The sequence below is a fragment of the Enterobacter sp. LU1 genome (assembly GCF_008271405.2).
In the GTDB taxonomy this organism is placed as follows: Bacteria; Pseudomonadota; Gammaproteobacteria; order Enterobacterales; family Enterobacteriaceae; genus Enterobacter; species Enterobacter hormaechei_C.
In genome coordinates this window covers 116,412-141,345 of the sequence record NZ_CP043438.2, presented here as the reverse complement: position 1 = coordinate 141,345, position 24,934 = coordinate 116,412, and the positions used below count along the sequence as shown (strand labels likewise).

Annotated in this window: 22 protein-coding genes; 11 read left to right on the top strand and 11 right to left on the bottom strand. The window is 57.0% G+C overall.

Going from position 1 to position 24,934, the window contains the following annotated elements:
• Nucleotides 1-126: 126 nt before the first annotated feature.
• The 3 genes from coaBC to slmA all read left to right on the top strand — a co-directional run bounded on the left by coaBC (nt 127) and on the right by slmA (nt 2,492).
• A complete protein-coding gene (gene coaBC, locus FZF21_RS00665; protein WP_168928032.1) occupies nt 127-1,338 on the top strand; it encodes a bifunctional phosphopantothenoylcysteine decarboxylase/phosphopantothenate--cysteine ligase CoaBC in 1,212 nt (403 codons plus the stop codon).
• Nucleotides 1,316-1,774 (top strand): dUTP diphosphatase, encoded by a 459-nt coding sequence (gene dut, locus FZF21_RS00660; protein WP_015570042.1) that lies wholly within the window; start codon nt 1,316-1,318, stop codon nt 1,772-1,774. Before coaBC ends, dut begins: the two co-directional genes overlap by 23 nt.
• Nucleotides 1,775-1,895: 121 nt before the next feature.
• Entirely contained in the window at nt 1,896-2,492 is a 597-nt protein-coding gene (slmA, locus tag FZF21_RS00655; protein WP_003860901.1) for a nucleoid occlusion factor SlmA, read from the top strand.
• An 82-nt stretch (nt 2,493-2,574) separates the two neighbouring features.
• On the opposite strand, the gene pyrE is transcribed toward slmA, so the two are convergent.
• Nucleotides 2,575-3,216 carry an orotate phosphoribosyltransferase gene (pyrE, locus tag FZF21_RS00650; protein WP_015570043.1) on the bottom strand — a complete coding sequence of 214 codons (642 nt, stop codon included), beginning with the start codon at nt 3,214-3,216 and terminating at the stop codon, nt 2,575-2,577.
• Nucleotides 3,217-3,282: 66 nt separating this feature from the next.
• Nucleotides 3,283-3,999 (bottom strand): ribonuclease PH, encoded by a 717-nt coding sequence (gene rph / locus FZF21_RS00645; protein ID WP_015570044.1) that lies wholly within the window; start codon nt 3,997-3,999, stop codon nt 3,283-3,285.
• A gap of 125 nt (nt 4,000-4,124) precedes the next feature.
• Here rph and FZF21_RS00640 point away from each other — a divergent pair, with 125 nt between their 5' ends.
• Both FZF21_RS00640 and FZF21_RS00635 read left to right on the top strand, forming a co-directional pair.
• A complete protein-coding gene (locus tag FZF21_RS00640) occupies nt 4,125-4,988 on the top strand; it encodes a YicC/YloC family endoribonuclease (protein WP_003860907.1) in 864 nt (287 codons plus the stop codon).
• Between the two features lie 208 nt (nt 4,989-5,196).
• Complete coding sequence (locus tag FZF21_RS00635) at nt 5,197-5,814, top strand: trimeric intracellular cation channel family protein (protein ID WP_149121125.1); 618 nt, start codon at nt 5,197-5,199, stop codon at nt 5,812-5,814.
• A 26-nt stretch (nt 5,815-5,840) separates the two neighbouring features.
• On the opposite strand, the gene etk is transcribed toward FZF21_RS00635, so the two are convergent.
• The 8 genes from etk to ligB form a co-directional block, all read right to left on the bottom strand.
• Nucleotides 5,841-8,018: a tyrosine-protein kinase gene (etk, locus tag FZF21_RS00630; protein WP_047737332.1), complete on the bottom strand. Its 2,178-nt coding sequence runs from the start codon at nt 8,016-8,018 to the stop codon at nt 5,841-5,843.
• A 22-nt stretch (nt 8,019-8,040) separates the two neighbouring features.
• Nucleotides 8,041-8,484, bottom strand: a complete 444-nt coding sequence (locus FZF21_RS00625; RefSeq protein ID WP_045142428.1) for a protein-tyrosine-phosphatase — start codon at nt 8,482-8,484, stop codon at nt 8,041-8,043.
• Nucleotides 8,472-9,605 carry a polysaccharide export protein gene (locus FZF21_RS00620; protein WP_032646765.1) on the bottom strand — a complete coding sequence of 378 codons (1,134 nt, stop codon included), beginning with the start codon at nt 9,603-9,605 and terminating at the stop codon, nt 8,472-8,474. Before FZF21_RS00620 ends, FZF21_RS00625 begins: the two co-directional genes overlap by 13 nt.
• A 43-nt stretch (nt 9,606-9,648) precedes the next feature.
• Nucleotides 9,649-11,742, bottom strand: coding sequence for a YjbH domain-containing protein (locus FZF21_RS00615; RefSeq protein WP_149121126.1), 2,094 nt, complete (start codon nt 11,740-11,742; stop codon nt 9,649-9,651).
• A complete protein-coding gene (locus FZF21_RS00610; protein ID WP_045349561.1) occupies nt 11,742-12,479 on the bottom strand; it encodes a capsule biosynthesis GfcC family protein in 738 nt (245 codons plus the stop codon). The genes FZF21_RS00615 and FZF21_RS00610 overlap by 1 nt, the downstream gene beginning before the upstream one ends.
• On the bottom strand, nt 12,476-13,120 hold the full coding sequence (locus FZF21_RS00605) for a YjbF family lipoprotein (protein ID WP_023295702.1): 645 nt from the start codon (nt 13,118-13,120) through the stop codon (nt 12,476-12,478). Before FZF21_RS00605 ends, FZF21_RS00610 begins: the two co-directional genes overlap by 4 nt.
• Nucleotides 13,121-13,235: 115 nt before the next feature.
• Nucleotides 13,236-13,532: a hypothetical protein gene (locus tag FZF21_RS00600; protein ID WP_017383628.1), complete on the bottom strand. Its 297-nt coding sequence runs from the start codon at nt 13,530-13,532 to the stop codon at nt 13,236-13,238.
• 704 nt (nt 13,533-14,236) lie between these two features.
• Entirely contained in the window at nt 14,237-15,907 is a 1,671-nt protein-coding gene (gene ligB / locus FZF21_RS00595; protein ID WP_047737326.1) for an NAD-dependent DNA ligase LigB, read from the bottom strand.
• A 250-nt stretch (nt 15,908-16,157) separates the two neighbouring features.
• Here ligB and gmk point away from each other — a divergent pair, with 250 nt between their 5' ends.
• From gmk to recG, 5 genes are read left to right on the top strand one after another with little or no spacing between them, the layout of a single operon-like run.
• Complete coding sequence (gmk, locus tag FZF21_RS00590) at nt 16,158-16,781, top strand: guanylate kinase (RefSeq protein ID WP_006177710.1); 624 nt, start codon at nt 16,158-16,160, stop codon at nt 16,779-16,781.
• A gap of 54 nt (nt 16,782-16,835) precedes the next feature.
• Nucleotides 16,836-17,111, top strand: a complete 276-nt coding sequence (gene rpoZ, locus FZF21_RS00585; RefSeq protein WP_000135058.1) for a DNA-directed RNA polymerase subunit omega — start codon at nt 16,836-16,838, stop codon at nt 17,109-17,111.
• A gap of 19 nt (nt 17,112-17,130) precedes the next feature.
• Nucleotides 17,131-19,245, top strand: coding sequence for a bifunctional GTP diphosphokinase/guanosine-3',5'-bis pyrophosphate 3'-pyrophosphohydrolase (spoT, locus tag FZF21_RS00580; protein WP_003860921.1), 2,115 nt, complete (start codon nt 17,131-17,133; stop codon nt 19,243-19,245).
• A gap of 4 nt (nt 19,246-19,249) precedes the next feature.
• The gene (gene trmH, locus FZF21_RS00575) at nt 19,250-19,939 is read left to right on the top strand and encodes a tRNA (guanosine(18)-2'-O)-methyltransferase TrmH (protein WP_003860922.1); all 690 of its coding nucleotides are present in this window, start codon (nt 19,250-19,252) and stop codon (nt 19,937-19,939) included.
• Nucleotides 19,940-19,942: 3 nt separating this feature from the next.
• Nucleotides 19,943-22,024, top strand: a complete 2,082-nt coding sequence (gene recG, locus FZF21_RS00570; RefSeq protein ID WP_015570052.1) for an ATP-dependent DNA helicase RecG — start codon at nt 19,943-19,945, stop codon at nt 22,022-22,024.
• A 3-nt stretch (nt 22,025-22,027) separates the two neighbouring features.
• On the opposite strand, the gene gltS is transcribed toward recG, so the two are convergent.
• Complete coding sequence (gene gltS / locus FZF21_RS00565) at nt 22,028-23,230, bottom strand: sodium/glutamate symporter (RefSeq protein WP_006812438.1); 1,203 nt, start codon at nt 23,228-23,230, stop codon at nt 22,028-22,030.
• A 225-nt stretch (nt 23,231-23,455) separates the two neighbouring features.
• On the opposite strand from gltS, the gene xanP reads away from it, so the two are divergent.
• The gene (gene xanP / locus FZF21_RS00560; protein ID WP_015570053.1) at nt 23,456-24,847 is read left to right on the top strand and encodes a xanthine/proton symporter XanP; all 1,392 of its coding nucleotides are present in this window, start codon (nt 23,456-23,458) and stop codon (nt 24,845-24,847) included.
• The last annotated feature ends 87 nt before the right edge of the window (nt 24,848-24,934 follow it).

Sequence of the window (24,934 nt, the reverse complement as noted above, 5' to 3'; positions counted from 1 at the left end):
GGTTCGACGCTGGCATTTCGTTCTTGCGTAACGCCTCGCAAAGTGAATTAAGGACATCATCACCCCGTTTTAGGGATTGTGATAAAATGCCCGCTCTCTGGTGAAACCCAACAGGAAAGAATCATGATGAGCCTGGCCGGTAAAAAAATCGTTCTTGGCGTCAGCGGCGGTATTGCTGCCTATAAAACGCCAGACCTGGTGCGCCGTTTGCGCGAGCGCGGGGCCGACGTACGGGTCGCGATCACCGAAGGCGGCAAAGCCTTTATCACCCCCCTGAGCCTGCAAGCCGTCTCGGGATACCCGGTATCCGACAGCCTGCTCGACCCGGCGGCCGAAGCCGCAATGGGCCACATTGAGCTGGGGAAATGGGCCGATCTGGTTATCCTTGCCCCCGCCACGGCAGATTTAATTGCCCGCGTGGCAGCCGGTATGGCGAACGATCTGTTAACGACCATTTGCCTCGCCACGCCTGCGCCCGTCGCGGTTGTGCCCGCAATGAACCAGCAGATGTACCGCAACGCCGCTACCCAGCATAATCTGGACACGCTGGCCTCGCGCGGCCTGCTGATTTGGGGACCGGACAGTGGCAGCCAGGCCTGCGGCGACGTTGGGCCAGGGCGTATGCTCGACCCATTGACGATTGTTGATATGGCCGCCGCCCATTTCTCGCCTGTCAACGATCTGCAACATCTCAACATCATGATTACCGCGGGCCCCACGCGCGAGCCGCTGGATCCGGTGCGTTACATCACCAACCACAGCTCAGGCAAAATGGGCTTTGCGATTGCTGCCGCGGCAGCCAAACGCGGCGCGAACGTCACGCTGGTGAGCGGCCCGGTGTCGCTTACCACCCCTGCGTTTGTGCAGCGTATTGATGTAACGACCGCGCTGGAAATGGAAGCCGCCGTACAGGCACATGCTCAACAGCAGCATATTTTTATCGGCTGTGCGGCCGTCGCTGATTACCGCGCCGAAACCATTGCCGACGCTAAAATTAAAAAGCAAGGTGATGAATTAACAATAAAAATGGTGAAGAACCCGGATATCGTTGCCGGTGTCGCCGCATTGAAAACTCATCGACCTTACGTTGTTGGGTTTGCCGCAGAAACGAATAATGTGGAAGAATATGCCCGGCAAAAACGTACCCGCAAAAACCTCGATTTGATTTGCGCGAACGACGTATCGCTGTCCACGCAAGGATTTAACAGCGACAGCAACGCATTGCACCTTTTCTGGCAGGATGGAGATAAAGTCTTACCGCTTGAGCGCAAAGAACTCCTGGGCCAACACTTACTGGACGAGATCGTTACCCGTTATGATGAAAAAAATCGACGTTAAGATTCTGGACCCGCGCGTTGGCGAGCAATTTCCGCTGCCAACGTATGCCACCTCCGGCTCTGCCGGTCTTGACCTGCGCGCCTGTCTTGATGACGCCGTAGAACTGGCGCCAGGTGCAACGACCCTGATCCCGACCGGGCTGGCGATTCACATTGCTGACCCGTCACTGGCAGCGGTGATCCTGCCGCGCTCTGGCCTGGGCCACAAGCATGGCGTCGTGCTGGGTAATCTGGTCGGCCTGATCGATTCTGACTATCAGGGTCAGCTGATGGTATCCGTCTGGAACCGTGGCCAGGACAGCTTCACCATTGAGCCGGGCGAGCGTATCGCGCAGATGGTGTTTGTACCGGTGGTGCAGGCAGAATTTAACCTGGTGGCAGACTTCGACGCTACCGACCGTGGCGAAGGCGGCTTCGGCCATTCCGGGCGCAAATAACCGCCCGACAAACACGCATCTCACAGCGCCATAATGCAATAACAAACCGCAAACGTCAGTTTGCGGGTCGCTGTGTGGTTGCCAGCCTGACAAGTGCTTATTTTCAGGGGTATTTTGTAACATGGCAGAAAAACAAACCGCGAAAAGGAATCGTCGCGAAGAAATACTTCAATCTCTGGCTCTGATGCTTGAATCCAGCGACGGCAGTCAACGCATCACCACCGCAAAACTGGCGGCCTCTGTGGGCGTGTCAGAGGCGGCGCTGTATCGTCATTTCCCGAGCAAAACCCGGATGTTTGACAGCCTGATCGAGTTTATCGAAGACAGCCTGATCACGCGCATCAACCTGATTCTGAAGGATGAAAAAGACACCAGCACGCGTCTGCGTCTGATTGTGCTGCTGATTCTGGGCTTTGGTGAACGTAACCCGGGTCTGACCCGTATTCTGACCGGCCACGCGCTGATGTTTGAACAGGATCGTCTGCAAGGCCGTATAAACCAGCTTTTTGAGCGTATCGAAGCCCAGCTGCGTCAGGTTCTGCGCGAGAAGAAAATGCGGGAGGGCGAGGGATATAATACGGATGAAACCCTGCTGGCAAGCCAGATCCTGGCATTTTGCGAAGGGATGCTCTCCCGGTTTGTGCGCAGCGAGTTTAAATATCGACCAACGGACGATTTTGACGCCCGCTGGCCGTTAGTGGCTGCTCAGTTACAGTAACGCCATCGCCGGATGGCGGCTGCGCCTTATCCGGCCTACGAACGGGTAGGCCCGGTAAGCGTAGCGCCACCGGGCAATTGAATTATACGCCAAACTCTTCGCGGTATTGACGCACCGCCGCCAGATGATCAGCCATCTCAGGCTTCTCTTCCAGATACGCAATCAGGTCTTTCAGCGTGATAATCGACGTGACCTTGCAGCCATAATCGCGCTCCACTTCCTGAATAGCAGAGATGTCGCCGCGCCCGCGCTCCTGACGATCGAGCGAAATCAGCACACCCGCAAGCGTTGCGCCGTTAGCCTGGATAATCTCCATCGATTCACGGATCGCGGTACCTGCGGTGATCACGTCATCCACCAGCATCACACGCCCCTGCAACGCACTGCCTACCAGATTGCCGCCTTCACCGTGGGTTTTGGCCTCTTTACGGTTAAAGCAGTACGGTACGTCGCGGTCATGGTGCTCCGCCAGCGCTACCGCCGTGGTGGTTGCAATTGGAATGCCTTTGTACGCGGGGCCAAACAGCAGGTCAAAATCAATCCCGGAATCCACCAGCGCTTCGGCATAGAAGCGGCCTAACAGTGCCAGGTCGCGCCCGGTATTAAACAGCCCGGCGTTGAAGAAATACGGGCTTTTACGCCCGGATTTCAGCGTGAACTCGCCAAACTTAAGTACCTGCTTGTTAAGCGCAAACTCAATAAACTGGCGCTGATACGATTTCATGGATTTGCTCCTTTGTCTTTTCAGTCTTACAGGCAAAAAAAAGGCGACTCATTGGTCGCCTTAAAATCAATTTTCTAACGCCGCTTTCTGCGTCGCTACAATAGATTCGATTCCCCCTCGGGCCAACGCCAGCAAGGTGAGCAGTTCTTCGTGAGTGAATGGCTCGCCTTCTGCCGTACCCTGCACTTCAATGATGCGACCATCTTCGGTCATCACCACGTTCATGTCGGTTTCTGCGGCAGAATCTTCAACGTATTCCAGATCGCAAAGCGCCTCGCCGTTAACGATACCAACGGAGACAGCAGCAACCATCCCTTTCATTGGGTTGGTTTTCAGCTTACCGGCGGCAACCAGCTTGTTCAGGGCATCTGCCAGCGCCACACAGGCACCGGTAATAGAGGCCGTACGCGTGCCACCATCGGCCTGGATCACGTCGCAGTCCAGCGTGATGGTGAACTCACCCAGCGTTTTCAGGTCAACCGCGGCGCGGAGCGCACGCGCGATCAGGCGCTGGATCTCCATAGTACGGCCGCCCTGCTTACCTTTTGCCGCTTCACGGGCATTACGGGTATGGGTTGCGCGCGGCAACATACCGTATTCGGCGGTGATCCACCCCTGGCCCTGACCTTTCAGGAAGCGAGGCACGCCCTCTTCAATGGACGCGGTGCAAAGCACCTTGGTGTCACCAAACTCAACCAGCACGGAGCCTTCAGCGTGTTTTGTATAGTTACGGGTCAGGGTGACGGGACGCACCTGGTTGGCGCTACGACCTGCTGGACGCATGATGGATTCTCCGGCTTGAAACGAATGTGGCTGCGCATTATACGGATAAAGGACGCTTATTCCTATCCTGAGAAGCCCCTGAAAGCTATAATCCCCCCATCTCTCCTTTAAAAACGGGAATGTCTATGATCCGCAGTATGACCGCCTACGCCCGGCGTGAAATCAAGGGTAGCTGGGGTAGCGCTACCTGGGAAATGCGCTCGGTAAACCAGCGCTATCTGGAAACGTATTTCCGTATGCCGGAACAGTTCCGCAGCCTGGAGCCTGTGGTGCGTGAGCGTATCCGTACGCGTCTGACCCGCGGGAAAGTGGAATGTAACCTGCGTTTTGAGCCCGACGCCAGCGCGCAGGGTGAACTGATCCTGAACGAAAAGCTGGCAAAACAGCTGGTTAATGCGGCGAACTGGGTCAAAATGCAAAGCGATGAAGGCGAGATCAACCCGGTTGATATTCTGCGCTGGCCTGGCGTGATGGCCGCCGGAGAGCAGGATCTGGACGCGATTACCGCTGAGATCCTGGCTGCACTCGACGGCACGCTGGATGACTTTATCGTTGCCCGTGAAACCGAAGGCCAGGCGCTGAAAGCGATGATTGAGCAACGCCTTGAAGGCGTGAGCGCCGAAGTCGCTAAAGTGCGCGCTCATATGCCAGAAGTGCTGCAATGGCAGCGTGAGCGTCTTGTCGCCAAACTGGAAGAGGCGGAAGTTCAGCTGGAAAACAACCGTCTGGAACAAGAGCTGGTGCTGATGGCGCAGCGTGTGGACGTGGCTGAAGAGCTGGATCGTCTGGAAGCGCACGTTAAAGAGACCTACAACATTCTGAAGAAGAAAGAAGCGGTAGGCCGCCGTCTCGACTTTATGATGCAGGAGTTCAACCGCGAGTCGAACACGCTGGCGTCTAAGTCTATCAATGCAGAGGTAACCAATTCAGCGATTGAGCTGAAGGTCCTGATTGAGCAGATGCGCGAGCAGATCCAGAATATCGAGTAATTCCTTTCAGGGTGGTGTTGCCTCGCACACCACCCATTACTTTTTCTAATCCTTATTTAGCCTTACTTTCTTTTCCTCCCGCCTTATCACAAGCCCGCCAGGCATGCGTTGATAAATTTCTGTAGGGCAAACCCCCTCGCCTTAGAAAATCTCAATCGTGATCTTCCGCACAAATCGCTAATCTCCTCCTCTTCATTCCGGAGGGTTTATGCTGCTTCACATTCTCTATCTTATTGGCATTACCGCAGAAGCCATGACCGGCGCGCTCGCTGCCGGACGTCGCCGTATGGACACCTTCGGCGTGATTATTATTGCCACGGCCACCGCGCTCGGCGGCGGGTCCGTGCGCGATATCCTGCTTGGCCATTATCCGCTCGGCTGGGTAAAAAACCCTGAGTACGTCATTATCGTGGCAACGGCAGCCGTGCTAACCACGATTGTGGCCCCGGTGATGCCTCATCTGCGCCGCGTGTTCCTGGTGCTGGATGCGCTTGGGCTGATTGTTTTTTCCATCATTGGCGCACAAATCGCTCTCGATATGGGTGAAGGCCCGGTTATCGCCACCATTGCTGCCGTGATCACGGGCGTGTTTGGCGGGGTGCTGCGGGATATGTTCTGCAAGCGTATCCCGCTGGTTTTCCAGAAGGAACTGTATGCCGGCATCTTCTTTGCCGCGGCAGTGCTTTATGTCGCCTTGCAGCACTATGTCACCAGCCACGATGTGGTGGTTATCTCCACCCTGCTGTTTGGCTTCACCGCGCGTATGCTGGCATTGCGCCTTAAGCTGGGCCTGCCCGTTTTTCATTACAAACACAATGCGCATTAATGTCAGAACGGGCAGGCGCCGGATAATCAATTACTCGAATAGTTGTAACCGTAGTGATGATAGCCGTAGCCGTAAGCGTTGCTTGCCCGCTTAACGACGCCGTTGAGAATCACCCCTTTGGTATTGACGCCACTCTGCTCCAGACGCTGTACACAGACCAGCATCTCCTTCACGCTGTTCATCCCGAAGCGGGCGACCAGCAGCGTGGTGCCTGCGCGACGACCGACAACAGCCGCGTCGGTGACCGCCAGGATCGGTGGCGTATCGATAATCACCAGATCGTAGCGTTCATTCGCCCAGTCCAGCAGCTGCTGGAAACGCGTATGCATCAGAAGCTCCGCCGGATTAGGGGGGATCTGCCCGCGCACGATGGTATCGAACCCGCCTTTATCGAAGGTCTGAACGCCCTGGGTATACTCCGCCTTACCGGACAACATCTCCGATAAGCCGCAGGTATTGTCGAGCTTAAACAGATCATGGGCATACCCGCGACGCATATCCGCATCAATATAGAGCACTTTCTGGCCCGCCTGCGCCACGACGGCCGCCAGGGTACTGCTGACAAAGGTTTTACCGCTGTCAGGCGTGGCGCCAGAGATCATCAGTATATTGTTCGCTGACTCCATCATCGCAAAATGCAGACTGGTGCGCAGGCCGCGAATCGCCTCCACGGAGAGATCGACCGGGTTATCCGCCGCCAGGAAGGGGATATGTTTGGTCTTATGGCGCAGCCCTGAGGACATAAAGTCTTTTTTGCGCAAACGCATCTTTTTAGCCAGCCATTCCGACAGCGGTACGGTGGCATAGACGTTAATCCCATGCTCCTCCAGCTGCTCCGGCGTTTCAATGCCCATACGCAGCATACTGCGCGCCAGGATCCAGCCCACAGAGACGAACAGACCCAGGAGAACCCCCAGAACGACGACCAGCGCTTTTTTCGGCTTGACTGGCTGCGGCCGGGTCACGGCCGGATCGATAATGCGGACGTTACCAATTGCGCTCGACCGGGCGATGCTCAGCTCCTGTTCGCGGTTAAGCAGCTGCTGGTAGATAACGCGTCCCGACTCCACATCACGGCTCAGGCGCAACACCTCCTGCTGGGTCGACGGCATGGACGATACCCGTTTATTCAGGCGGTTTTTTTCCTGCTCCAGCGTCTGGCGTTTCTCAATCAGCGCCCGGTAGGTGGGGTGATCTTTTTTGTAGAGCTGCGAAATTTCCGCTTCCCGGAAGGTCAGTTCATTGAGCTGATTGTCCGCATTTACAATCTGCTCCAGCACCGCTTTTGCCTCCAGGTTCAGGTCAACGGAGTCATTTTGCTGGCGATAGCGGTTGAGCTTCTCCTCGGCCTGGTCCAGCTCGCTGCGCACCTGCGGAAGCTGCTGCTTCAAAAATTGCAGGCTTTTCGCATCCTGCGCCGCCTGGCGAGCCACGTTCTGTTGTAAATAGTTATCGGCGATGCAGTTAAGCACGCGCGCCATCTCATCGGGATCTTCCCCCGTGATGGTCAGGCCAAGCATCCCACTGTCCTTGCTGCGCTCGCTCACGGAAAAACGCAGCTGTAGCGCGTCAATGGCCTCCAGCTCGCTCAGCTGTGTAATCGTAAATTGCGTACCCGGCTTCGCCTGGATAGCGGCAATGGTAATGGCGATATTCGCCGCGCTCAGCGGCTGTCCCACAACGCCCTGTAACGTCACGTTATCGCCTTCCAGCTGATAGTGGCCCTTCTCGCCGACGGTCAGCGTCAGCTTTTGCGCCCGGCCCGCGACAGGGGGAAGATTGAGCATACTGACATCGACGATGCCAGGCTGTTGCCCGGTGAGTCGCGCCCAGCCGCGTCCGACAAGGGGAAAATAGTTTTCACTTACCTGCGTGCGCAGGTTCAGGTCATCAATCGTTTTACCGAGGATCATGCGCGACTGGAGAAGCTGAAGCTCCGGCGCCGACTCCGGCGAGGAGTCAGGGATGAACTCGCTAAGGTTATTGAGTAGCGCGTTGCCCTGCTTCTGTTCCACCTGTATCAGCGCATCGGCCTGATAAACCGGCGTGGCAAAGAGCGCATAAAGCAGTGCCGCCAGCGTGAACAGCGCGGTAAGGATGAGAATAAATTTTCGGTGGTCGAGCAGCTCACCCAACAGGCGCACCAGATCGATCTCGTTATTCGCGGCAGACGCATCATGGGCGTGAAGGTTATTTGTTGACATAAAACGTAACTATCCCGTGTGATTAACTGAGCCGTTTCGCCCATTCCAGACTGGCCTGCTCCAGCAGCCCATAAACATATTCAAATGCGTCCCGGTTTTTACGGTAGGGGTCCGGGATCTCTTTTCTGCCCGTCCAGTGACCAAAGAGCATCATTTTGCCGCGCGCCTCCGGTGCGATAGCCGTGACCTGCTCGATATGTTCCAGCTCCATCGCCAGAATCAGATCGTAGTCGCGCACCATGGCGGGGGTGAGCCTGCGCGCCACGTGGCCCTCAAGCAGGGTGCCGCGTTCGGCGGCGATCTCTGTCGCCTGTGAATCGGCGGTGCGCCCTTCCAGGCCACAAATTCCCGCTGAATCGACCCGGGCGGCGGGAAGCAGCCGGCGCAGCAGCCGTTCCCCAATGGGAGAGCGGCAGATATTGCCGGTACAGATCACCAGGATGGCGTTAAACGTTAGTTTGGCCATGTTCTGATATATCTCCCTGTTTCAGTCAGGTCATGTACGCCGGTAATGGTCGGCACAAGCTGAGAGATCACGCGGTTCCAGCGCACCAGCGGCGCGGTGGTGACATAGACGATGTCGTAAGGCTCAAGCTGAAATTCGGTGCTCAACACCATCGCGGTGGCATCCCGGGCGTTAAGCTGGTAGACGTTGGCGATTTTGCCGTTCTGCTTGCCCTGCAACGGACGAATCACAAAGATCCCTGTGGCGTCGGCCATATCCTGATTCACGCCCTGCGCATTACCCAGCGCTTCCGCCAGCGTCATGCCGCTACGGTCCATCTTCAGGGTGCTCTGTTTACCCACCTCGCCCATGACAAACACTTTCAGGTCGTCATTACGGGGAATGAAGAGAATATCGCCCGGATAGAGGAGTTTGTTCTGGGTGAGATCGCCGCGCTGCATCAGCGCGTAGAGAGAAATGTGCGTGTCCTGGCCGTTATGGGTCAGCACCACGTGGCGCCAGTCCGCCTCCGACGTCAGGCCGCCTGCCGCATTGATCGCATCCATTATGGTCAGCGGAATGTTAGTGATGGGCTGCTGGCCCGACTTAGCCACTTCGCCCGTCACGTAGGCTTTTTGCGAGCGGAACGCCGCGACGCTGACATCCACCTGCGGGCTCTCAATCACCGAGTCCAGCCGGGCGGCGATCTCATCGCGCACCTGGGCCAGCGTTTTGCCGACGACGCGGATTTTGCCGATATAGGGGTAGAAGATCGTGCCATCGGCATTCACCCAGTTGCCCGTATCGCTGGCGCTACGGTACTGACCTGCGGGGGTGGTCAGCTCCGGGTGGTCCCAGACGGTAACCATCAGCACGTCGCCGACGCCGATGCGATATTGGTAGTTCTGAAGCTGGCGATCCAGTTCAGGATTCGCGCGGGAGTCGACTTTGCCAGGCAGCAACTGCTCCACCAGCCCCGGCGTGAGCGGATAGACGTTGACCATCTTATTCAGATCGTAATTGCTGTCAGGCAGATCGATAATATCTTTGCCCTGGGTGCTAAGTCCCTGGCCCGGTACGATAGTACAACCGCTTAACGCCATCATAGCCAACGCAAGCACGGAAAATTTAACGTTTTTCATTCAGGAAAATCATCTGGTTAAGTAATGCCTGTTTCATCCGGTACTACTGCCCTACCGGGGTTTCGCGTTCTGACGTCATGTCATAGAGCTGATATTTACGGCCTAACGTCTGGCCGCCATCACGCGTGAGAGGTGTCCACGAGACCACCGCCCGGTTGCGATTTGGGCTGATCGTCATCAGATCAAGCGGGATCGAGATGTAGAAGCCTTTGCTGAAGCCACCTTCGCCATAATCCTCTTTCGAGACGTTGGTCAGCGCCGCCCAGGCGCCTACCGTCACGCCGCTGTCGAATCGCTTCGCGACGTCGAGGGTGGCGCCTTTATCCTTCGCCAGGTACTGCCCGACGCTCAGCTTCATCAGCACGCTGTTGAGCTTCGCCGGGTTCCAGTAGGCGGTGATAAATCCGGTTGGCGCGCTGTAGTCGGTGAAGCGCATCATGTCGTCCCAGTCGCGCTGCTTGACGTAGTTCGCATCCACGCCCAGCGCCCAGTCGCTATCAAGCGGGCGCCAGAGCGCCTCTGCTCCCACGCCGCCGTACATGGTTTCGAGGTAGCCGCCATAAATCTGGGCATAGAAGCCGTGCCCCAGCGCATCGACATAGTTGGCCTGTAAGTTGTTGATGTAGACGTCATTGCTGACATAATCGCGAATATGGGTTCTGACGCGCGGCAGGCTGGAGTCAGCGGGAAGCAGCGAGGATTTGAACTTGTCGTAGTTGTTATAGAGGTTGGCGAACACGCCGCCGTCGAGCAGCAGACGATCGGTCAGCCAGTAGCTGGCGCTGGCCATCACCCCCACCTGGAACATATAGAAATCTTCCGGACCGCCCAGCGACTGCGCCAGCGTCGGTTTGACGCTGTAGCTGAAGCGATCGGCGCGAATACGGTAGCCGCGCCCGAACGCTGTAGTATCCACAGGCTCGACGCGCTGCTGTTTGAGCGCCTCCTCCTGGCCGAGCGGCTCTCCCGCCAGCTGTTTGCGCAGGCTGGTGACATCGGTTTGCGTCGTGACCAGCGGCAGATGGTCACGCCGCTGGGTGATAGCGATCGTGTCGACCCCGTCGGGCAGGTTATTGATCAGAATACGGTTGGCGCGATCCACCGCTTCGCGCGGATCGCGATAGCGATACTGTTCGCCGGTCATGTATAAGGTATTGCCGTGCTGAAGAATCTCCGGCGCATCGAAGCCTGCGTTGTACTTAAGCGCGGTGAGCTGGTTTGCCGCCGAGGTATAGTCCAGCGTCTCGCCTGCCGGTGCCGGTTGCCAGGCCGGTTTCGGGTTATCACGCAGCGCGGGGCGCAGATCGTTAAAATTGGTCCGCAGGGTGAAGCCAAACATCAGCGTATTGCCGCGCTCGTAGCTGAGGTTGAGATCGGCCCAGTCGGCAACGCGATAGACCGCCCCCACGTTAATATGGCTCGACTGCTTAATGGAGCCGGCAAAATCATCGGCATAATTGTTGCCGTCATACTCGAGCTTCAGGCGCAGGGGCTGCCAGGACGTCTGATACTGGAGGCCGCCAAACAGCGACGCCGGTCCACGAAACATATCGCTAAAGCTGATATCCCCGGCATCATGTGATTCGCCGCGGGTGCAATACTTATTGTTGTCGTGGCACAGCGGGTTACCCACGTTGTCGCTATTACCGGGATATCCCCAGGCTATTCCAAAGGTAAAATCGACCGGTCCGGCCATTTTACTGGCAACCAGATATTCACCGTCGAACAGGCCGGTGCCCGCAATATCGCGCTTGCCGAGCGCCACCTGCGGCAGGCTATAGTCCTCTTCCCACAGACGAACCTTAAAATCGAACGACTTATCCTTGTAGCTTTGATCGCCGCTGAAATCCTCGTCGCTGCTGTATTTGCGGGTGCGGACGTCGGTATAACGAATCGTCCCTTCCAGCCACGGAAAGAGCACGACCGAAGAGGAGTAAAAACGATACTGGTCGTTATCGCGGTAGTTGACGCTGAATTCCCCTTCCCGACCAAAGCGCGCGTCGGGCATTTGCATCAGGCCGGTGCCGCCAAAGTCGGACTGTGAAGGTCCGGTCGGATCGGGCCAGGTACGCAGCTCCGCGTGGCAGGCAGAAGAGATCGCCAGAGCAAGGCCGCTCAGTAAAAAAAGTTTGTTCATCAGTCAGGTATCCGCCGCGTCAGGAGCGCAACGATTTGCTCATTCAGACCGGTAAAATCGTCCGGCACCGCCCGGGGATCAAACCCCACCCACAGAACAGCGCCCGGCTCTGCTTCAATATGGCGTGCGTTCCAGTACGCCACCGGCGCAACAACCGTACTGCCGTCAGGATCGATAACGGTCACGTTATTCCTGTCGGCGCCAGCCAGCCGCAGCTGCCCCTGTAAGTAATCCCTGATGCTTGCGCCCGGTCGCCAGGCCAGTTTCCCCGGTGTGGCGACCGCCCCCATCAGCGTGACGGTGCGGGGCGCAGGCGAGAGCCACAGATCGTAACGGCCCTCAAGGGAACGATCGCCGCGGGCGTCGGTACGCACGGCGTCTGGATCGAGGCTGACAAACTGCCGCCCGACGATCCGCAGGGAGCGGATCTGTGTAGCGACAGTGCGAATGGTCGCGATCCGCTCGTCATCGGCGCGATTCTGCCAGGCTGAAAGCGACGCCAGCACCTGCTGTTGCGTCTGTTGCGCTCGCCGCGTGGCGGAAGGGGTTGCGATGACAGCGCCCTGCCACCAGACGTTGTTCAGCTGCGGCTGGGTGACCAGCCGGGAGAGCGTATCGGCCTGTCCAGCAGACCACGTTTTGCCCGGCTGATGCACGGTAACGACGCTTGCACATAAGGCGGGCAGGCTGAAGAGAGATAGCCCTACGCCAGGTAACCATTTTCGGAGTCTGTTCATGGGGCGGGCTTCAACATCGTCATGGTGACAGGGAATACGCCCGCGCCGAGCATCTGTTCGCTCTGGCGTACCTGGCCGGTGGCGGAATCAATCCAGAAGGTGTTATGCCAGCGACGATCGAGGCCGTCGGCCTGCACCGTCTCCTGCCAGACCTGACAACGTAGCGTGTTTCCGGCAAGGGTCAGGTTTTCCGTCCCGCTCAGGGAGAAGCGCGAGGTCAGGTGTGCGGAGCGATACCGCCCCTCTTCCTGCCAGCGCACATCGCGCGACCACTGGCTGCCGTCGCGGAGCTGCGGCGTGTGGCGCAGCGGATCGTGCTCAAGGTTGGTTACCTCAAGCAGGTTATAAGGAAGCTTGAGCGTGTGGATAAGGCGACCGTTATGCGTGACGATCATCGCATTATCCTGCGATAACCACTTACTGTTTCCCTGCTCGATGTATCCGAGAACCACCAGGATCCTCGGGCCATTATCCAGACGCAGGTACATGGTTGAGTATGGGAGCACCTGAATCTGCCCGTCCGTTACCGTCACATCCTGGCGCCCGTCCAGGCTGGCGTTAAAGGTCTCAATAATGCTCTGCTGGCTCGGCGTACATCCCTGGATCAGCAGAGTCATGATGAGCAGAATAAACAGTCTCACCAGAAATCCTTGATTAAATAACATTGAAATCAATTAAATACCCGGCTTTGATATCGCCACCGGGTCAAGTCGTTGCGCTGTTCAGCGCAAGGCTATATCGCCTTGCGCACCAGCCTTAGCGGGTAACTGTCGTCGTGGAAGTACCATTGCCTGAGTCATCGCCACTGTCGCTTGCCGCGACAACGGCTAACGTCGCTACGCCGGCAATCGCAGCGGTGGTGACAACAGCGGTTGTCCCAATCGCGCCTGCCGCCAGTCCCCCCGTAGTGCCAGCGGTAGTTCCCACCGTTGCTCCGGTTGTTGTACCGGTTGTTGCTGCGCTGGTGCTACCTGCTTCGGTGGTAGCGCCTATAGCAGGCAGGGCAGTCGCCAGCGTGAGTGCCGTCAGCACTGTACAAAGCGTCCTTTTCATTTTTGGTCCTCATTCAAATGAAGGAAAATATGAGCACCTGGAAACCAGGTCCCGGTTAACGGGCATAAAGCCCGGGGCTGAATTCCGGCCCGACAGGGACGGAAAATCATCCATGTAAAAGCCCTGGGCTCTGAACACCAGCGCATATAAACCGCCAGGATATATTTCGGTACCCTTAATTGCTTCAATTGGAGTTCAGATAGTTAACTCCCTCACGGGGTGCAAAAAGAAAGGAAAACGCAGAAGTGATGCGAAATGCACCCCAGCGGTAACTACCTTAAAAATTTTGGATAAGATAATTCTTATAATAATTTGACGCAATGATTTCCGGCAGAATAAATATGACTAATTGTTAACCAGAAAACACTCAACATATTATTAATAAAATAGTTAAACAACTGAAATTAAAAGCAAAAATACGAACAATACTCAGGCTGCATTGCCTATAACTCCTTCATTCCCGGCTATTGCTCTCGATTAATAGTGATTGAGATCAATTAAGCCGTTCTCTCAAAGAAAATAAAAACGCAAGCAGAGCAAATTCTGAAATTGGGTTCAGGGATAATATTTCCTCAAAATATATTTACCATGAATAATTCATTTATATTCATAATTATTGCGTATATAAACCGCGTCTCATAAATACGCTATTCACGGCAGCGGAAGTGTGCCCCCTCGCCAGTCTGTTCAGGAGCGCACGCAGATTAAAATCCACCGATGTGCTCTGCGGCCAGCCATTTTGCCAGGGCATCAATCTGAGGCTGATGCAGCCAGTTTACGATCTGGCGGGCCTTCTCCTGCCCGACACCCGGCAGCATCCGCCACTCCGCTTCGCTTCGCTGAATCAGCGCCTGCCAGGTGCGATCCCCTGCCGCCCTGAGCGTCGACCGGGCCAGCGGTATTCCCATCGCGGTGATCCAGCGGATAAAAGGTCGCTCCCGCGCCAGGTTAAACTGATGCCACAGCGCAGCGCCATGCGATGCCGATATCCCCGCCGTCGCGGTGAGCTGCGCCTGCGTGAGCTGTAGCCAGGAGAAGAGGTGCTCAAACCGATGCGCCTGATAGAGGGTCCGCCATCCTGATTCGCCCATTCCTTCGATATCTAACGCCTGCCTGGAACTTAGCCACGTCAGCCGGGCAAAAAATTGCTCCATGCACTCCGGGGAGGCATAGAAACAGGTTAAGCCGTTATAGCGCGATGAGGGCGGCTGCGGTTTACGGCGATCCACATTGCGCCACACCACGTTATCCAGCCGGGGAATACCTTGTCCCGCCAGGCTTACCAGCACCTGATCGCCGGGGGCAATATCCAGCCTCTGCCAGCGGTTAACCGACCCTAAGCTGACGCGCTGTACGCGTTTATCGTCGAGCATCAGCGGCTCAAGCTGCGCAATCGCGGTGATCCGCCCGGTACGGCCAACGGTAAAGTGAATCGCTTTGACTTCCGTCACCTGGGCCACAGGAAGGTATTTCCATGCGACGACCCAACTCCCTTCCCCCGGCAGCCATCGCTCGCCCGGCGGCTCTGCCGAGGCGCGAACCACAATGCCATCCGTGGCGAAGGGCAACGAAGCCTTAAACCAAACCGTCCGCTGCGCCTCCACATCAGCCGCGTTTTTAACCGGCACGGTATAGCGGGCCGTCAGGGTAAAACCTGCCTCCGCCAGCGTGGAAAGGCGTGCTTTCATCGCTTTTGGGCCGTCCGGCCAGGCCCAGATAAAAATGCCTGTCTGCTTCAGCGCTGCGCGATCGGTCGCGCGCATCATTGCCCCCGCTACCTTCGCACGCGCGTTCATCCCCCCCATCCGCTGCTGGATATGCCCGTCGCGCAGCAGAAAAAGTTCACCCTGCAACACGCTGTTGGCAAGCGGCCCGGCCAGCGTTTGCGGAATAGCGGGGATCATTCGCGCCTGTGCCGTCCACTCTTCCCCCTGTAAGCCGTCGCCCCGGCTAATCGCCTGCACCAGCTTGCCGTTTTTGTAGACCAGGGTGACCGCAACACCATCCACCTTTGGCTGTACCCAGAGATCCTGCTGCGTCGCCATCCAGCGGCTAAGCGCCTGCTTGCTTTCTACCTTATGCACGCCGGTATGGGCGAAGGGATGTTTCACCGTCCCACTGGCGGCTGGAAGATCGTCGTGCAGCGGTTCATCGTGAAAACAGCGCTGCCACTGTTTTAAGCGGGCGTTAAGCCTGTCGTAAACGTCGTCGCTCACCTCGCTGCGGCCCTGTTTCCAGTAATCATCGTTCCAGCGGGTCAGCTGCGCCTTCAGGGCCGCGATCTCCTGCCCGGCTTTAGCCGGTGACCAGACCGGGCAGATTGCCATCGCCCCGCTGCTTAAGAAGATCATCAGTATGCTTATCCATTTCACCATTATTACCCCTCCCTGTTTTGCGAAGGGTATACCCTGCCCGGGAGCCGCAGACCAGCTGCAAAATTGCATTTTACGAGCGCGCTTCAGCGCATTGTTTTTATTGCAGCAAAAAGAAGGTAAAAGCTGAAAACGGCACGCAAAATTTAATCATCCAGGGGAAAAAGTGTGACAAAGGCTACGTCACACAGCGGCGACGTGTATAATAAGCCCGTATGTAGGACTTCTTCGTTAACACATACAAAAGACTCTCATGGCTCAAGGCACGCTTTATATTGTTTCTGCCCCTAGTGGCGCGGGTAAATCCAGCCTTATTCAGGCACTGTTAAAAACCCAACCGTTGTACGATACGCAGGTTTCTGTTTCTCACACCACGCGAGCACCGCGTCCGGGTGAAGTGCACGGTGAACACTATTTCTTTGTGAATCACGACGAATTCAGAGCGATGATTGGCAGAGACGCGTTTCTTGAACACGCAGAAGTTTTCGGTAACTACTACGGTACTTCGCGTGAAACCATTGAGCAGGTACTGGCGACCGGCGTTAACGTGTTCCTGGATATCGACTGGCAGGGCGCGCAGCAAATTCGTAAGAAAATGCCTGATTCGCGCAGTATCTTTATTTTACCGCCATCGAAAGATGAACTGGATCGCCGCCTGCGTGGTCGCGGCCAGGACAGCGAAGAAGTTATCGCGAAGCGTATGGCGCAGGCAGTTGCAGAAATGAGCCATTACGCGGAATATGATTACCTTATTGTGAATGATGATTTTGATGCCGCGCTGAGCGATCTCAAAACTATCCTTCGCGCAGAACGTCTGCGTATGAGCCGCCAGAAGCAGCGACATGACGCATTAATCACCAAACTGTTGGCAGACTGAACCCACTTTCAGTATCATGCCCAGTCATTTCTTCACCTGTGGAGCATTTTAAGTATGGCACGCGTAACTGTTCAGGACGCTGTAGAGAAAATTGGTAACCGTTTTGACCTGGTGCTGGTCGCCGCGCGTCGCGCTCGTCAGATGCAGGTAGGCGGTAAAGATCCGCTGGTACCGGAAGAAAACGATAAAACCACCGTTATTGCACTTCGCGAAATCGAAGAAGGTCTGATCAACAACCAGATCCTCGACGTGCGTGAGCGCCAGGAGCAGCAAGAGCAGGAAGCCGCTGAATTACAAGCTGTTACCGCTATTGCTGAAGGTCGTCGTTAATTAAACCTGCGGGTCGCCCTTGTATCTGTTTGAAAGCCTGAATCAACTGATTCAAACCTACCTGCCTGAAGACCAGATTAAGCGTCTTCAGCAGGCGTATCTCGTTGCACGTGACGCTCACGAGGGCCAGACACGTTCAAGCGGTGAACCCTATATCACGCACCCGGTAGCGGTGGCCTGTATTCTGGCCGAGATGAAACTCGACTACGAAACGCTGATGGCCGCCCTGCTGCATGACGTGATTGAAGATACCCCTGCCACCTACCAGGACATGGAACAGCTGTTTGGCAAAAGCGTTGCCGAGCTGGTGGAAGGGGTCTCTAAGCTTGATAAGCTGAAATTCCGCGACAAGAAAGAGGCGCAGGCCGAAAACTTCCGCAAGATGATCATGGCGATGGTGCAGGATATCCGCGTCATTCTCATCAAACTGGCTGACCGCACCCACAATATGCGCACGCTGGGCTCACTTCGCCCGGATAAACGTCGCCGCATCGCCCGTGAAACCCTCGAAATTTACAGTCCGCTGGCGCACCGTTTAGGTATTCATCACATTAAAACCGAGCTGGAAGAGCTGGGTTTTGAGGCGTTGTACCCGAACCGCTATCGCGTGATTAAAGAGGTGGTGAAAGCCGCTCGCGGTAACCGTAAAGAGATGATTCAAAAGATCCTCTCTGAAATCGAAGGGCGTTTGCAGGAAGCGGGCATTCCGTGCCGCGTGAGCGGTCGCGAAAAGCATTTGTACTCTATCTACTGCAAAATGGTGCTCAAAGAGCAGCGTTTTCACTCGATCATGGATATCTACGCGTTCCGCGTCATCGTCCACGATTCAGACACCTGTTATCGCGTGCTGGGGCAGATGCACAGCCTGTACAAGCCGCGTCCGGGGCGCGTCAAAGATTACATCGCCATTCCAAAAGCGAACGGATACCAGTCTTTGCACACCTCCATGATTGGCCCGCACGGTGTCCCTGTTGAGGTGCAGATTCGTACCGAAGATATGGATCAGATGGCGGAGATGGGTGTCGCGGCGCACTGGGCTTATAAAGAGCACGGCGGCGAAAGCAGCACCACCGCGCAAATCCGCGCCCAGCGCTGGATGCAGAGCCTGCTGGAGCTGCAACAGAGCGCAGGTAGCTCGTTTGAATTTATCGAGAGCGTTAAATCCGATCTCTTCCCGGATGAGATTTACGTTTTCACGCCGGAAGGGCGCATTGTCGAACTGCCTGCGGGCGCGACACCAGTCGACTTCGCTTACGCCGTGCATACCGATATCGGCCATGCCTGCGTAGGTGCCCGCGTCGACAGGCAGCCTTATCCGCTGTCGCAGCCGCTTTTCAGCGGACAGACGGTGGAGATCATTACCGCGCCGGGGGCACGTCCTAACGCCGCCTGGCTGAACTTTGTCGTGAGCTCAAAAGCGCGCGCAAAAATCCGCCAGCTGCTGAAAAACCTCAAGCGCGACGACTCCGTTAGCCTGGGGCGTCGTCTGCTCAATCACGCGCTGGGTGGCAGCCGCAAACTGGCAGAGATCCCACCAGAAAACATTCAGCATGAGCTGGAGCGTATGAAGCTCGCCTCGCTGGATGACCTGCTGGCAGAGATTGGTCTCGGCAACGCCATGAGCGTGGTCGTGGCGAAGAATCTGCAACAAGGCGAAACGACAGCCGTTCCTGCCACCACGCAAAATCATGGTCACCTGCCGATCAAAGGCGCTGACGGGGTGCTCATCACCTTCGCCAAATGCTGCCGTCCTATCCCGGGCGACCCGATTATTGCGCATGTCAGCCCGGGTAAAGGGCTGGTGATCCACCATGAATCCTGCCGTAACATCCGTGGCTATCAGAAAGAGCCTGAGAAGTTCATGGCGGTCGAGTGGGATAAAGAGACGGCGCAGGAATTTATCACTGAAATCAAGGTGGATATGTTCAACCACCAGGGTGCACTGGCGAACCTGACGGCAGCGATCAACACGGCCTCGTCCAACATTCAAAGCCTGAATACGGAAGAAAAAGATGGCCGCGTTTACAGCGCCTTTATTCGCCTGACCGCCCGTGACCGCGTGCATCTGGCGAATATTATGCGCAAGATCCGCGTGATGCCGGATGTCATTAAAGTCACCCGAAACCGAAACTAGCATTATGAATTCAAAACGTTACGAGCGAATCTGCGAAATGCTCGCCAGGCGTCAGCCTGACCTGACGGTCTGCATGGAGCAGGTCCATAAACCTCATAACGTCTCTGCTATCGTCCGCACCGCAGATGCCGTCGGCGTGCATGAAGTCCACGCCGTCTGGCCAGGCGCACGTATGCGTACCATGGCCTCCACCGCCGCAGGCAGCAACAGCTGGGTATCCGTGAAAACTCACCAGACTATTGGTGAAGCGGTCTCGCACCTGAAAGGGCGTGGCATGCAGGTTCTGGCAACCAACCTCTCTGCTAAAGCCGTGGATTTCCGTGAGATCGACTACACCCGTCCGACCTGTATTTTAATGGGCCAGGAGAAAACGGGGATCACGCAGGAAGCACTGGATTTGGCCGATCGGGACATCATCATTCCAATGATCGGCATGGTCCAGTCACTCAACGTGTCGGTCGCCTCGGCGCTGATCCTGTATGAAGCGCAGCGCCAGCGTCAGAATGCCGGAATGTACGAGCGCAGCAACAGCATGCTGCCGGAAGAGGAGCAGCAGCGCCTGCTGTTTGAAGGTGGCTATCCGGTGCTGGCTCGCGTTGCGAAGCAGAAGAAATTGCCTTACCCCCACGTCAACGCGCAGGGCGAAATTGAAGCCGATGCCGAGTGGTGGTCCACCATGCAGTACGCGGGGTAAATCATGAAAGGCCGCCTGCTGGACGCCATACCGCTCAACAGCCTGACGGGCGTGGGCGCGGCACAAAGCAGTAAACTGGCGAAGATAGGCCTGCACACCGTGCAGGATCTCCTGCTCCACCTCCCCCTGCGTTACGAAGACCGTACCCAGCTTTATAAAATTGGCGATCTGCTGCCCGCTATTTACGCCACCGTTGAAGGGGAAGTGCTGAACTGCAACATCACCTTTGGCGGACGCAGAATGATGACCTGCCAGATCAGCGACGGCACCGGCATTCTCACCATGCGCTTTTTCAACTTCAATGCGGCAATGAAAAACAGCCTTGCCACTGGACGACGCGTACTTGCGTACGGTGAAGCCAAACGGGGCAAATACGGCGCGGAGATGATCCACCCGGAATACCGCGTGCAGGGCGATCTCAGCTCACCTGAGCTACAGGAGACGCTCACGCCGGTCTATCCAACCACTGAAGGCATTAAGCAGGCTACGCTGCGCAAGCTCACCGACCAGGCGCTGGAGCTGCTCGATACCTGCGCCATTAACGAGCTGCTGCCGCCGGAGCTGGCACAGGGCATGATGAGCCTGCCGGAGGCGTTGCGCACCCTGCACCGTCCACCGCCAACGCTTCAGCTTGTTGATTTAGAGAGCGGGAAACACCCCGCCCAACGGCGTCTTATCCTTGAGGAATTACTGGCTCACAACCTGAGCATGCTGGCCCTGCGCGCAGGTGCGCAGCGTTTCCACGCGCAGCCATTAAGCCAGCGTGATGAGCTCAAAGATAAGCTGCTGGCCTCACTGCCGTTTAAACCCACCGGCGCCCAGGCGCGGGTGACTGCCGAGATCGAACGCGATATGGCGCTGGATGTGCCAATGATGCGCCTGGTGCAGGGCGACGTGGGTTCCGGGAAAACGCTGGTCGCCGCGCTGGCCGCTTTGCGCGCCATCGCCCACGGTAAGCAGGTGGCGCTGATGGCACCGACGGAACTGCTGGCCGAGCAGCACGCCAACAATTTCCGGAACTGGTTTGCCCCGCTGGGAATTGAAGTGGGCTGGCTGGCCGGGAAGCAGAAGGGCAAAGCGCGCCTTGCGCAGCAGGAAGCCATTGCCAGCGGGCAGGTGCAGATGATTGTCGGCACGCACGCCATTTTCCAGGAACAGGTGCAGTTTAACGGCCTGGCGCTGGTCATTATCGACGAACAGCACCGCTTTGGTGTTCATCAGCGTCTGGCGCTGTGGGAGAAAGGTCTGCAACAGGGCTTCCACCCGCATCAGCTGATCATGACCGCCACGCCAATACCGCGCACCCTGGCGATGACGGCCTATGCCGATCTGGATACCTCCACCATCGACGAACTCCCCCCGGGCCGTACGCCGGTGACAACGGTCGCCATTCCGGACACGCGCCGCAGCGACATCATTGACCGCGTGCGCAACGCCTGCACCCACGAAGGACGTCAGGCTTACTGGGTCTGTACCCTGATTGAAGAGTCTGAGCTGCTGGAAGCGCAGGCTGCCGAAGCCACGTGGGAAGAGTTAAAGCTCGCCCTGCCGGAGCTGAACGTAGGTCTGGTTCACGGGCGCATGAAGCCTGCCGAGAAGCAGGCGGTGATGCAGTCGTTCAAACAGGGCGAGCTGCATTTGCTGGTCGCGACCACGGTCATCGAAGTGGGCGTGGACGTGCCGAACTCCAGCCTGATGATTATTGAGAACCCGGAGCGCCTGGGCCTGGCGCAGCTCCACCAGCTACGAGGCCGCGTGGGCCGTGGCGCGATCGCCTCTCACTGCGTGCTGCTCTACAAAGCCCCTCTGTCGAAAACCGCGCAGATGCGTTTGCAGGTATTACGCGACAGCAATGACGGCTTCGTCATTGCGCAAAAAGATCTGGAGATCCGCGGCCCGGGCGAACTGCTGGGCACGCGTCAGACGGGTAACGCCGAATTTAAAGTGGCGGATTTATTGCGCGATCAGGCCATGATCCCCGAAGTACAACGCCTTGCGCGTCATATTCATGAACGCTACCCCGAACAGGCGGCAGCGTTAATTGAACGCTGGATGCCGGAAACCGAGCGGTATTCCAACGCCTGACGATCAGCCAAACATCGGCAGCATCAGGTAGAGCTTAATGACCAGCGCGTTGACGATATCAATGAAGAATGCGCCCACCATCGGCACCACCAGAAACGCCATGTGCGACGGGCCGAACCGTTCGGTGATCGCCTGCATATTCGCGATGGCCGTTGGCGTCGCTCCCAGACCAAACCCACAGTGGCCCGCAGCCAGTACCGCCGCATCATAGTTTTTGCCCATCATGCGCCAGGTAACAAAGATGGCATACAGCGCCATGAACACGGCCTGCACCGCCAGGATCGCCACCATCGGCAGCGCCAGCGAGGCCAGTTCCCACAGCTTGAGGCTCATCAGCGCCATCGCCAGGAACAGCGACAGGCTGACGTTCCCCAGCACGGACACTGCACGCTCAAAGACGCGGTAGAAGCCCATCTGCGCCAGACCGTTGCTCAGGATCACCCCGATAAACAGCACGCAGACAAAGGTTGGCAGTTCGAAAGCCGTTCCCGCCAGCCATTGCGCAACGATTTTGCCCACGGTTAGGCAGATGGCAATCATGGCGATGGTTTCAATCATCACCAGCGAGGTGATGCTGCGGCCAACGTCCGGTTTTTCAAATGCTGTCGGCACCATTTCATCGTCTGGCCTGCCTTCCGGCGTGGTGGAGTGTTTCACCAGATAGCGCGCTACCGGGCCGCCAATCAGCCCGCCAAGCACCAGGCCAAAGGTCGCGCAGGCCATTGCCACTTCCGTTGCGTTTTCAAAGCCATAGCGTTCGATGAACAGCTTGCTCCACGCCGCGCCCGTTCCGTGGCCACCTGACAGGGTAATCGACCCCGCCAGCAGACCCATCAGCGGATCCAGCCCCAGCAGCGACGCCATACCGATGCCGATGGCGTTTTGCATCAGCAGCAGACCCACCACAACAATCAGAAACACGCCCAGCACCTTGCCGCCCGAACGCAGGCTTGCGAGGTTAGCGTTCAGGCCGATAGTGGCAAAGAAGGCCAGCATCAACGGATCTTTCAGGGACATATCAAAATCGATTTCCCAGCCCATGCTTTTTTTCAGCACCAGCAGGGCCAGCGCCACCAGCAATCCACCGGCGACAGGTTCAGGAATGGTGTACTTTTTCAGAAAGGAAACACTGTGTACCAGCTTGCGACCAAGCAGAAGAACCAGCGTTGCGGCAACAAGGGTCGACAACGTATCGAGATGAATCATAAAAGGCTCCTGTTATGCGCGTGTTCCATACACACGCGGCGTTATCCTGGGCCGGGTGATGCTCGTCATGAGCCGCCGGCGCGAAAAGTGTAATTTTTTTTTCCTGTTCGTTGTAGAAAACCTGCTCACACCGGCAGATTTTCTCTCTTTTTTTTGCTGGCAATCGTTTGCTTTTACCAGGTGGTCAGCTAAAATGCCCGCTTTTCCACCGTGGGATTGCCGCCGATGTCTGTTAACACTCTGGAGTCTGCTGATGCGCAACCGATTGCGCAGAAGCAAAACAGCGAACTGATTTACCGCCTTGAAGATCGTCCCCCGCTGCCTCAAACCCTGTTTGCCGCCTGCCAGCACCTGCTGGCGATGTTCGTTGCGGTCATCACGCCGGCTCTGCTGATTTGCCAGGCGCTGGGGTTACCGGCGCAGGATACGCAACACATCATCAGTATGTCTCTGTTCGCTTCCGGCGTGGCCTCCATCATTCAAATTAAAGCCTGGGGTCCGGTGGGCTCGGGTTTGCTGTCGATTCAGGGCACCAGCTTTAACTTTGTGGCGCCGCTGATCATGGGCGGTACGGCACTGAAAACCGGCGGCGCAGATGTCCCGACGATGATGGCGGCGCTTTTCGGCACCCTGATGCTGGCAAGCTGCACAGAGATGATCATTTCCCGCGTTCTGCACCTGGCGCGCCGGGTGATCACCCCGCTGGTCTCCGGCGTGGTGGTGATGATTATCGGCCTGTCACTGATCCAGGTGGGTCTGACCTCCATCGGGGGCGGCTACGCGGCAATGAGCGACCATACCTTCGGCGCGCCGAAAAACCTGCTGCTGGCAGGCGTCGTGCTGGCGATCATTATTCTGCTTAACCGCCAGCGTAACCCGTACCTGCGCGTGGCATCGCTGGTGATCGCCATGGCCGCCGGTTACCTGCTGGCGTGGGCGCTGGGCATGCTGCCGGAAAACACCACCCCAACCAACAGCGCGTTGATTACCGTGCCAACGCCGCTCTACTACGGCCTGGGCATTGACTGGAGTCTGCTCCTGCCGCTGATGCTGGTCTTTATGATCACCTCGCTGGAAACCATTGGCGATATCACCGCCACCTCCGACGTGTCCGAGCAGCCGGTCTCCGGCCCGCTGTACATGAAACGTCTGAAAGGCGGCGTGCTGGCGAACGGACTGAACTCGTTTGTCTCGGCGGTGTTCAACACCTTCCCGAACTCCTGCTTCGGCCAGAACAACGGCGTGATCCAGCTGACCGGCGTGGCCAGCCGCTACGTGGGCTTCGTGGTAGCGCTGATGCTGGTGGTCCTCGGCCTGTTCCCGGCGGTAAGCGGGTTTGTGCAGCACATCCCTGAGCCGGTACTGGGCGGCGCGACGCTGGTCATGTTCGGTACCATCGCGGCCTCTGGCGTGCGTATCGTCTCCCGCGAGCCGCTGAACCGCCGCGCAATCATGATTATTGCGCTGTCTCTCGCCGTAGGGCTTGGCGTCTCCCAGCAGCCGATGATTTTGCAGTTTGCCCCGGACTGGGTGAAAAACCTGCTCTCTTCCGGCATCGCCGCGGGCGGTATTACCGCTATCGTGCTGAATCTCATTTTCCCGCCTGAAAAGAACTGATCCCCACACGGCAGGCTGTCAATGCCTGCCGTGACATCTCTTTACACCATTCCCGCCTTGAGCATTGCGCATAAATCGTGCATAACA

Excerpts from the sequence above, each read along its gene's own strand:
- coaBC (WP_168928032.1), top strand. The coding sequence starts at position 127 with ATGAGCCTGGCCGGTAAAAAAATCGTTCTTGGCGTCAGCGGCGGTATT.
- dut (WP_015570042.1), top strand. The coding sequence starts at position 1,316 with ATGATGAAAAAAATCGACGTTAAGATTCTGGACCCGCGCGTTGGCGAG.
- slmA (WP_003860901.1), top strand. The coding sequence starts at position 1,896 with ATGGCAGAAAAACAAACCGCGAAAAGGAATCGTCGCGAAGAAATACTT.
- pyrE (WP_015570043.1), bottom strand. The coding sequence starts at position 3,216 with ATGAAATCGTATCAGCGCCAGTTTATTGAGTTTGCGCTTAACAAGCAG.
- rph (WP_015570044.1), bottom strand. The coding sequence starts at position 3,999 with ATGCGTCCAGCAGGTCGTAGCGCCAACCAGGTGCGTCCCGTCACCCTG.
- FZF21_RS00640 (WP_003860907.1), top strand. The coding sequence starts at position 4,125 with ATGATCCGCAGTATGACCGCCTACGCCCGGCGTGAAATCAAGGGTAGC.
- FZF21_RS00635 (WP_149121125.1), top strand. The coding sequence starts at position 5,197 with ATGCTGCTTCACATTCTCTATCTTATTGGCATTACCGCAGAAGCCATG.
- etk (WP_047737332.1), bottom strand. The coding sequence starts at position 8,018 with ATGTCAACAAATAACCTTCACGCCCATGATGCGTCTGCCGCGAATAAC.
- FZF21_RS00625 (WP_045142428.1), bottom strand. The coding sequence starts at position 8,484 with ATGGCCAAACTAACGTTTAACGCCATCCTGGTGATCTGTACCGGCAAT.
- FZF21_RS00620 (WP_032646765.1), bottom strand. The coding sequence starts at position 9,605 with ATGAAAAACGTTAAATTTTCCGTGCTTGCGTTGGCTATGATGGCGTTA.
- FZF21_RS00615 (WP_149121126.1), bottom strand. The coding sequence starts at position 11,742 with ATGAACAAACTTTTTTTACTGAGCGGCCTTGCTCTGGCGATCTCTTCT.
- FZF21_RS00610 (WP_045349561.1), bottom strand. The coding sequence starts at position 12,479 with ATGAACAGACTCCGAAAATGGTTACCTGGCGTAGGGCTATCTCTCTTC.
- FZF21_RS00600 (WP_017383628.1), bottom strand. The coding sequence starts at position 13,532 with ATGAAAAGGACGCTTTGTACAGTGCTGACGGCACTCACGCTGGCGACT.
- ligB (WP_047737326.1), bottom strand. The coding sequence starts at position 15,907 with ATGGTGAAATGGATAAGCATACTGATGATCTTCTTAAGCAGCGGGGCG.
- gmk (WP_006177710.1), top strand. The coding sequence starts at position 16,158 with ATGGCTCAAGGCACGCTTTATATTGTTTCTGCCCCTAGTGGCGCGGGT.
- rpoZ (WP_000135058.1), top strand. The coding sequence starts at position 16,836 with ATGGCACGCGTAACTGTTCAGGACGCTGTAGAGAAAATTGGTAACCGT.
- trmH (WP_003860922.1), top strand. The coding sequence starts at position 19,250 with ATGAATTCAAAACGTTACGAGCGAATCTGCGAAATGCTCGCCAGGCGT.
- recG (WP_015570052.1), top strand. The coding sequence starts at position 19,943 with ATGAAAGGCCGCCTGCTGGACGCCATACCGCTCAACAGCCTGACGGGC.
- gltS (WP_006812438.1), bottom strand. The coding sequence starts at position 23,230 with ATGATTCATCTCGATACGTTGTCGACCCTTGTTGCCGCAACGCTGGTT.
- xanP (WP_015570053.1), top strand. The coding sequence starts at position 23,456 with ATGTCTGTTAACACTCTGGAGTCTGCTGATGCGCAACCGATTGCGCAG.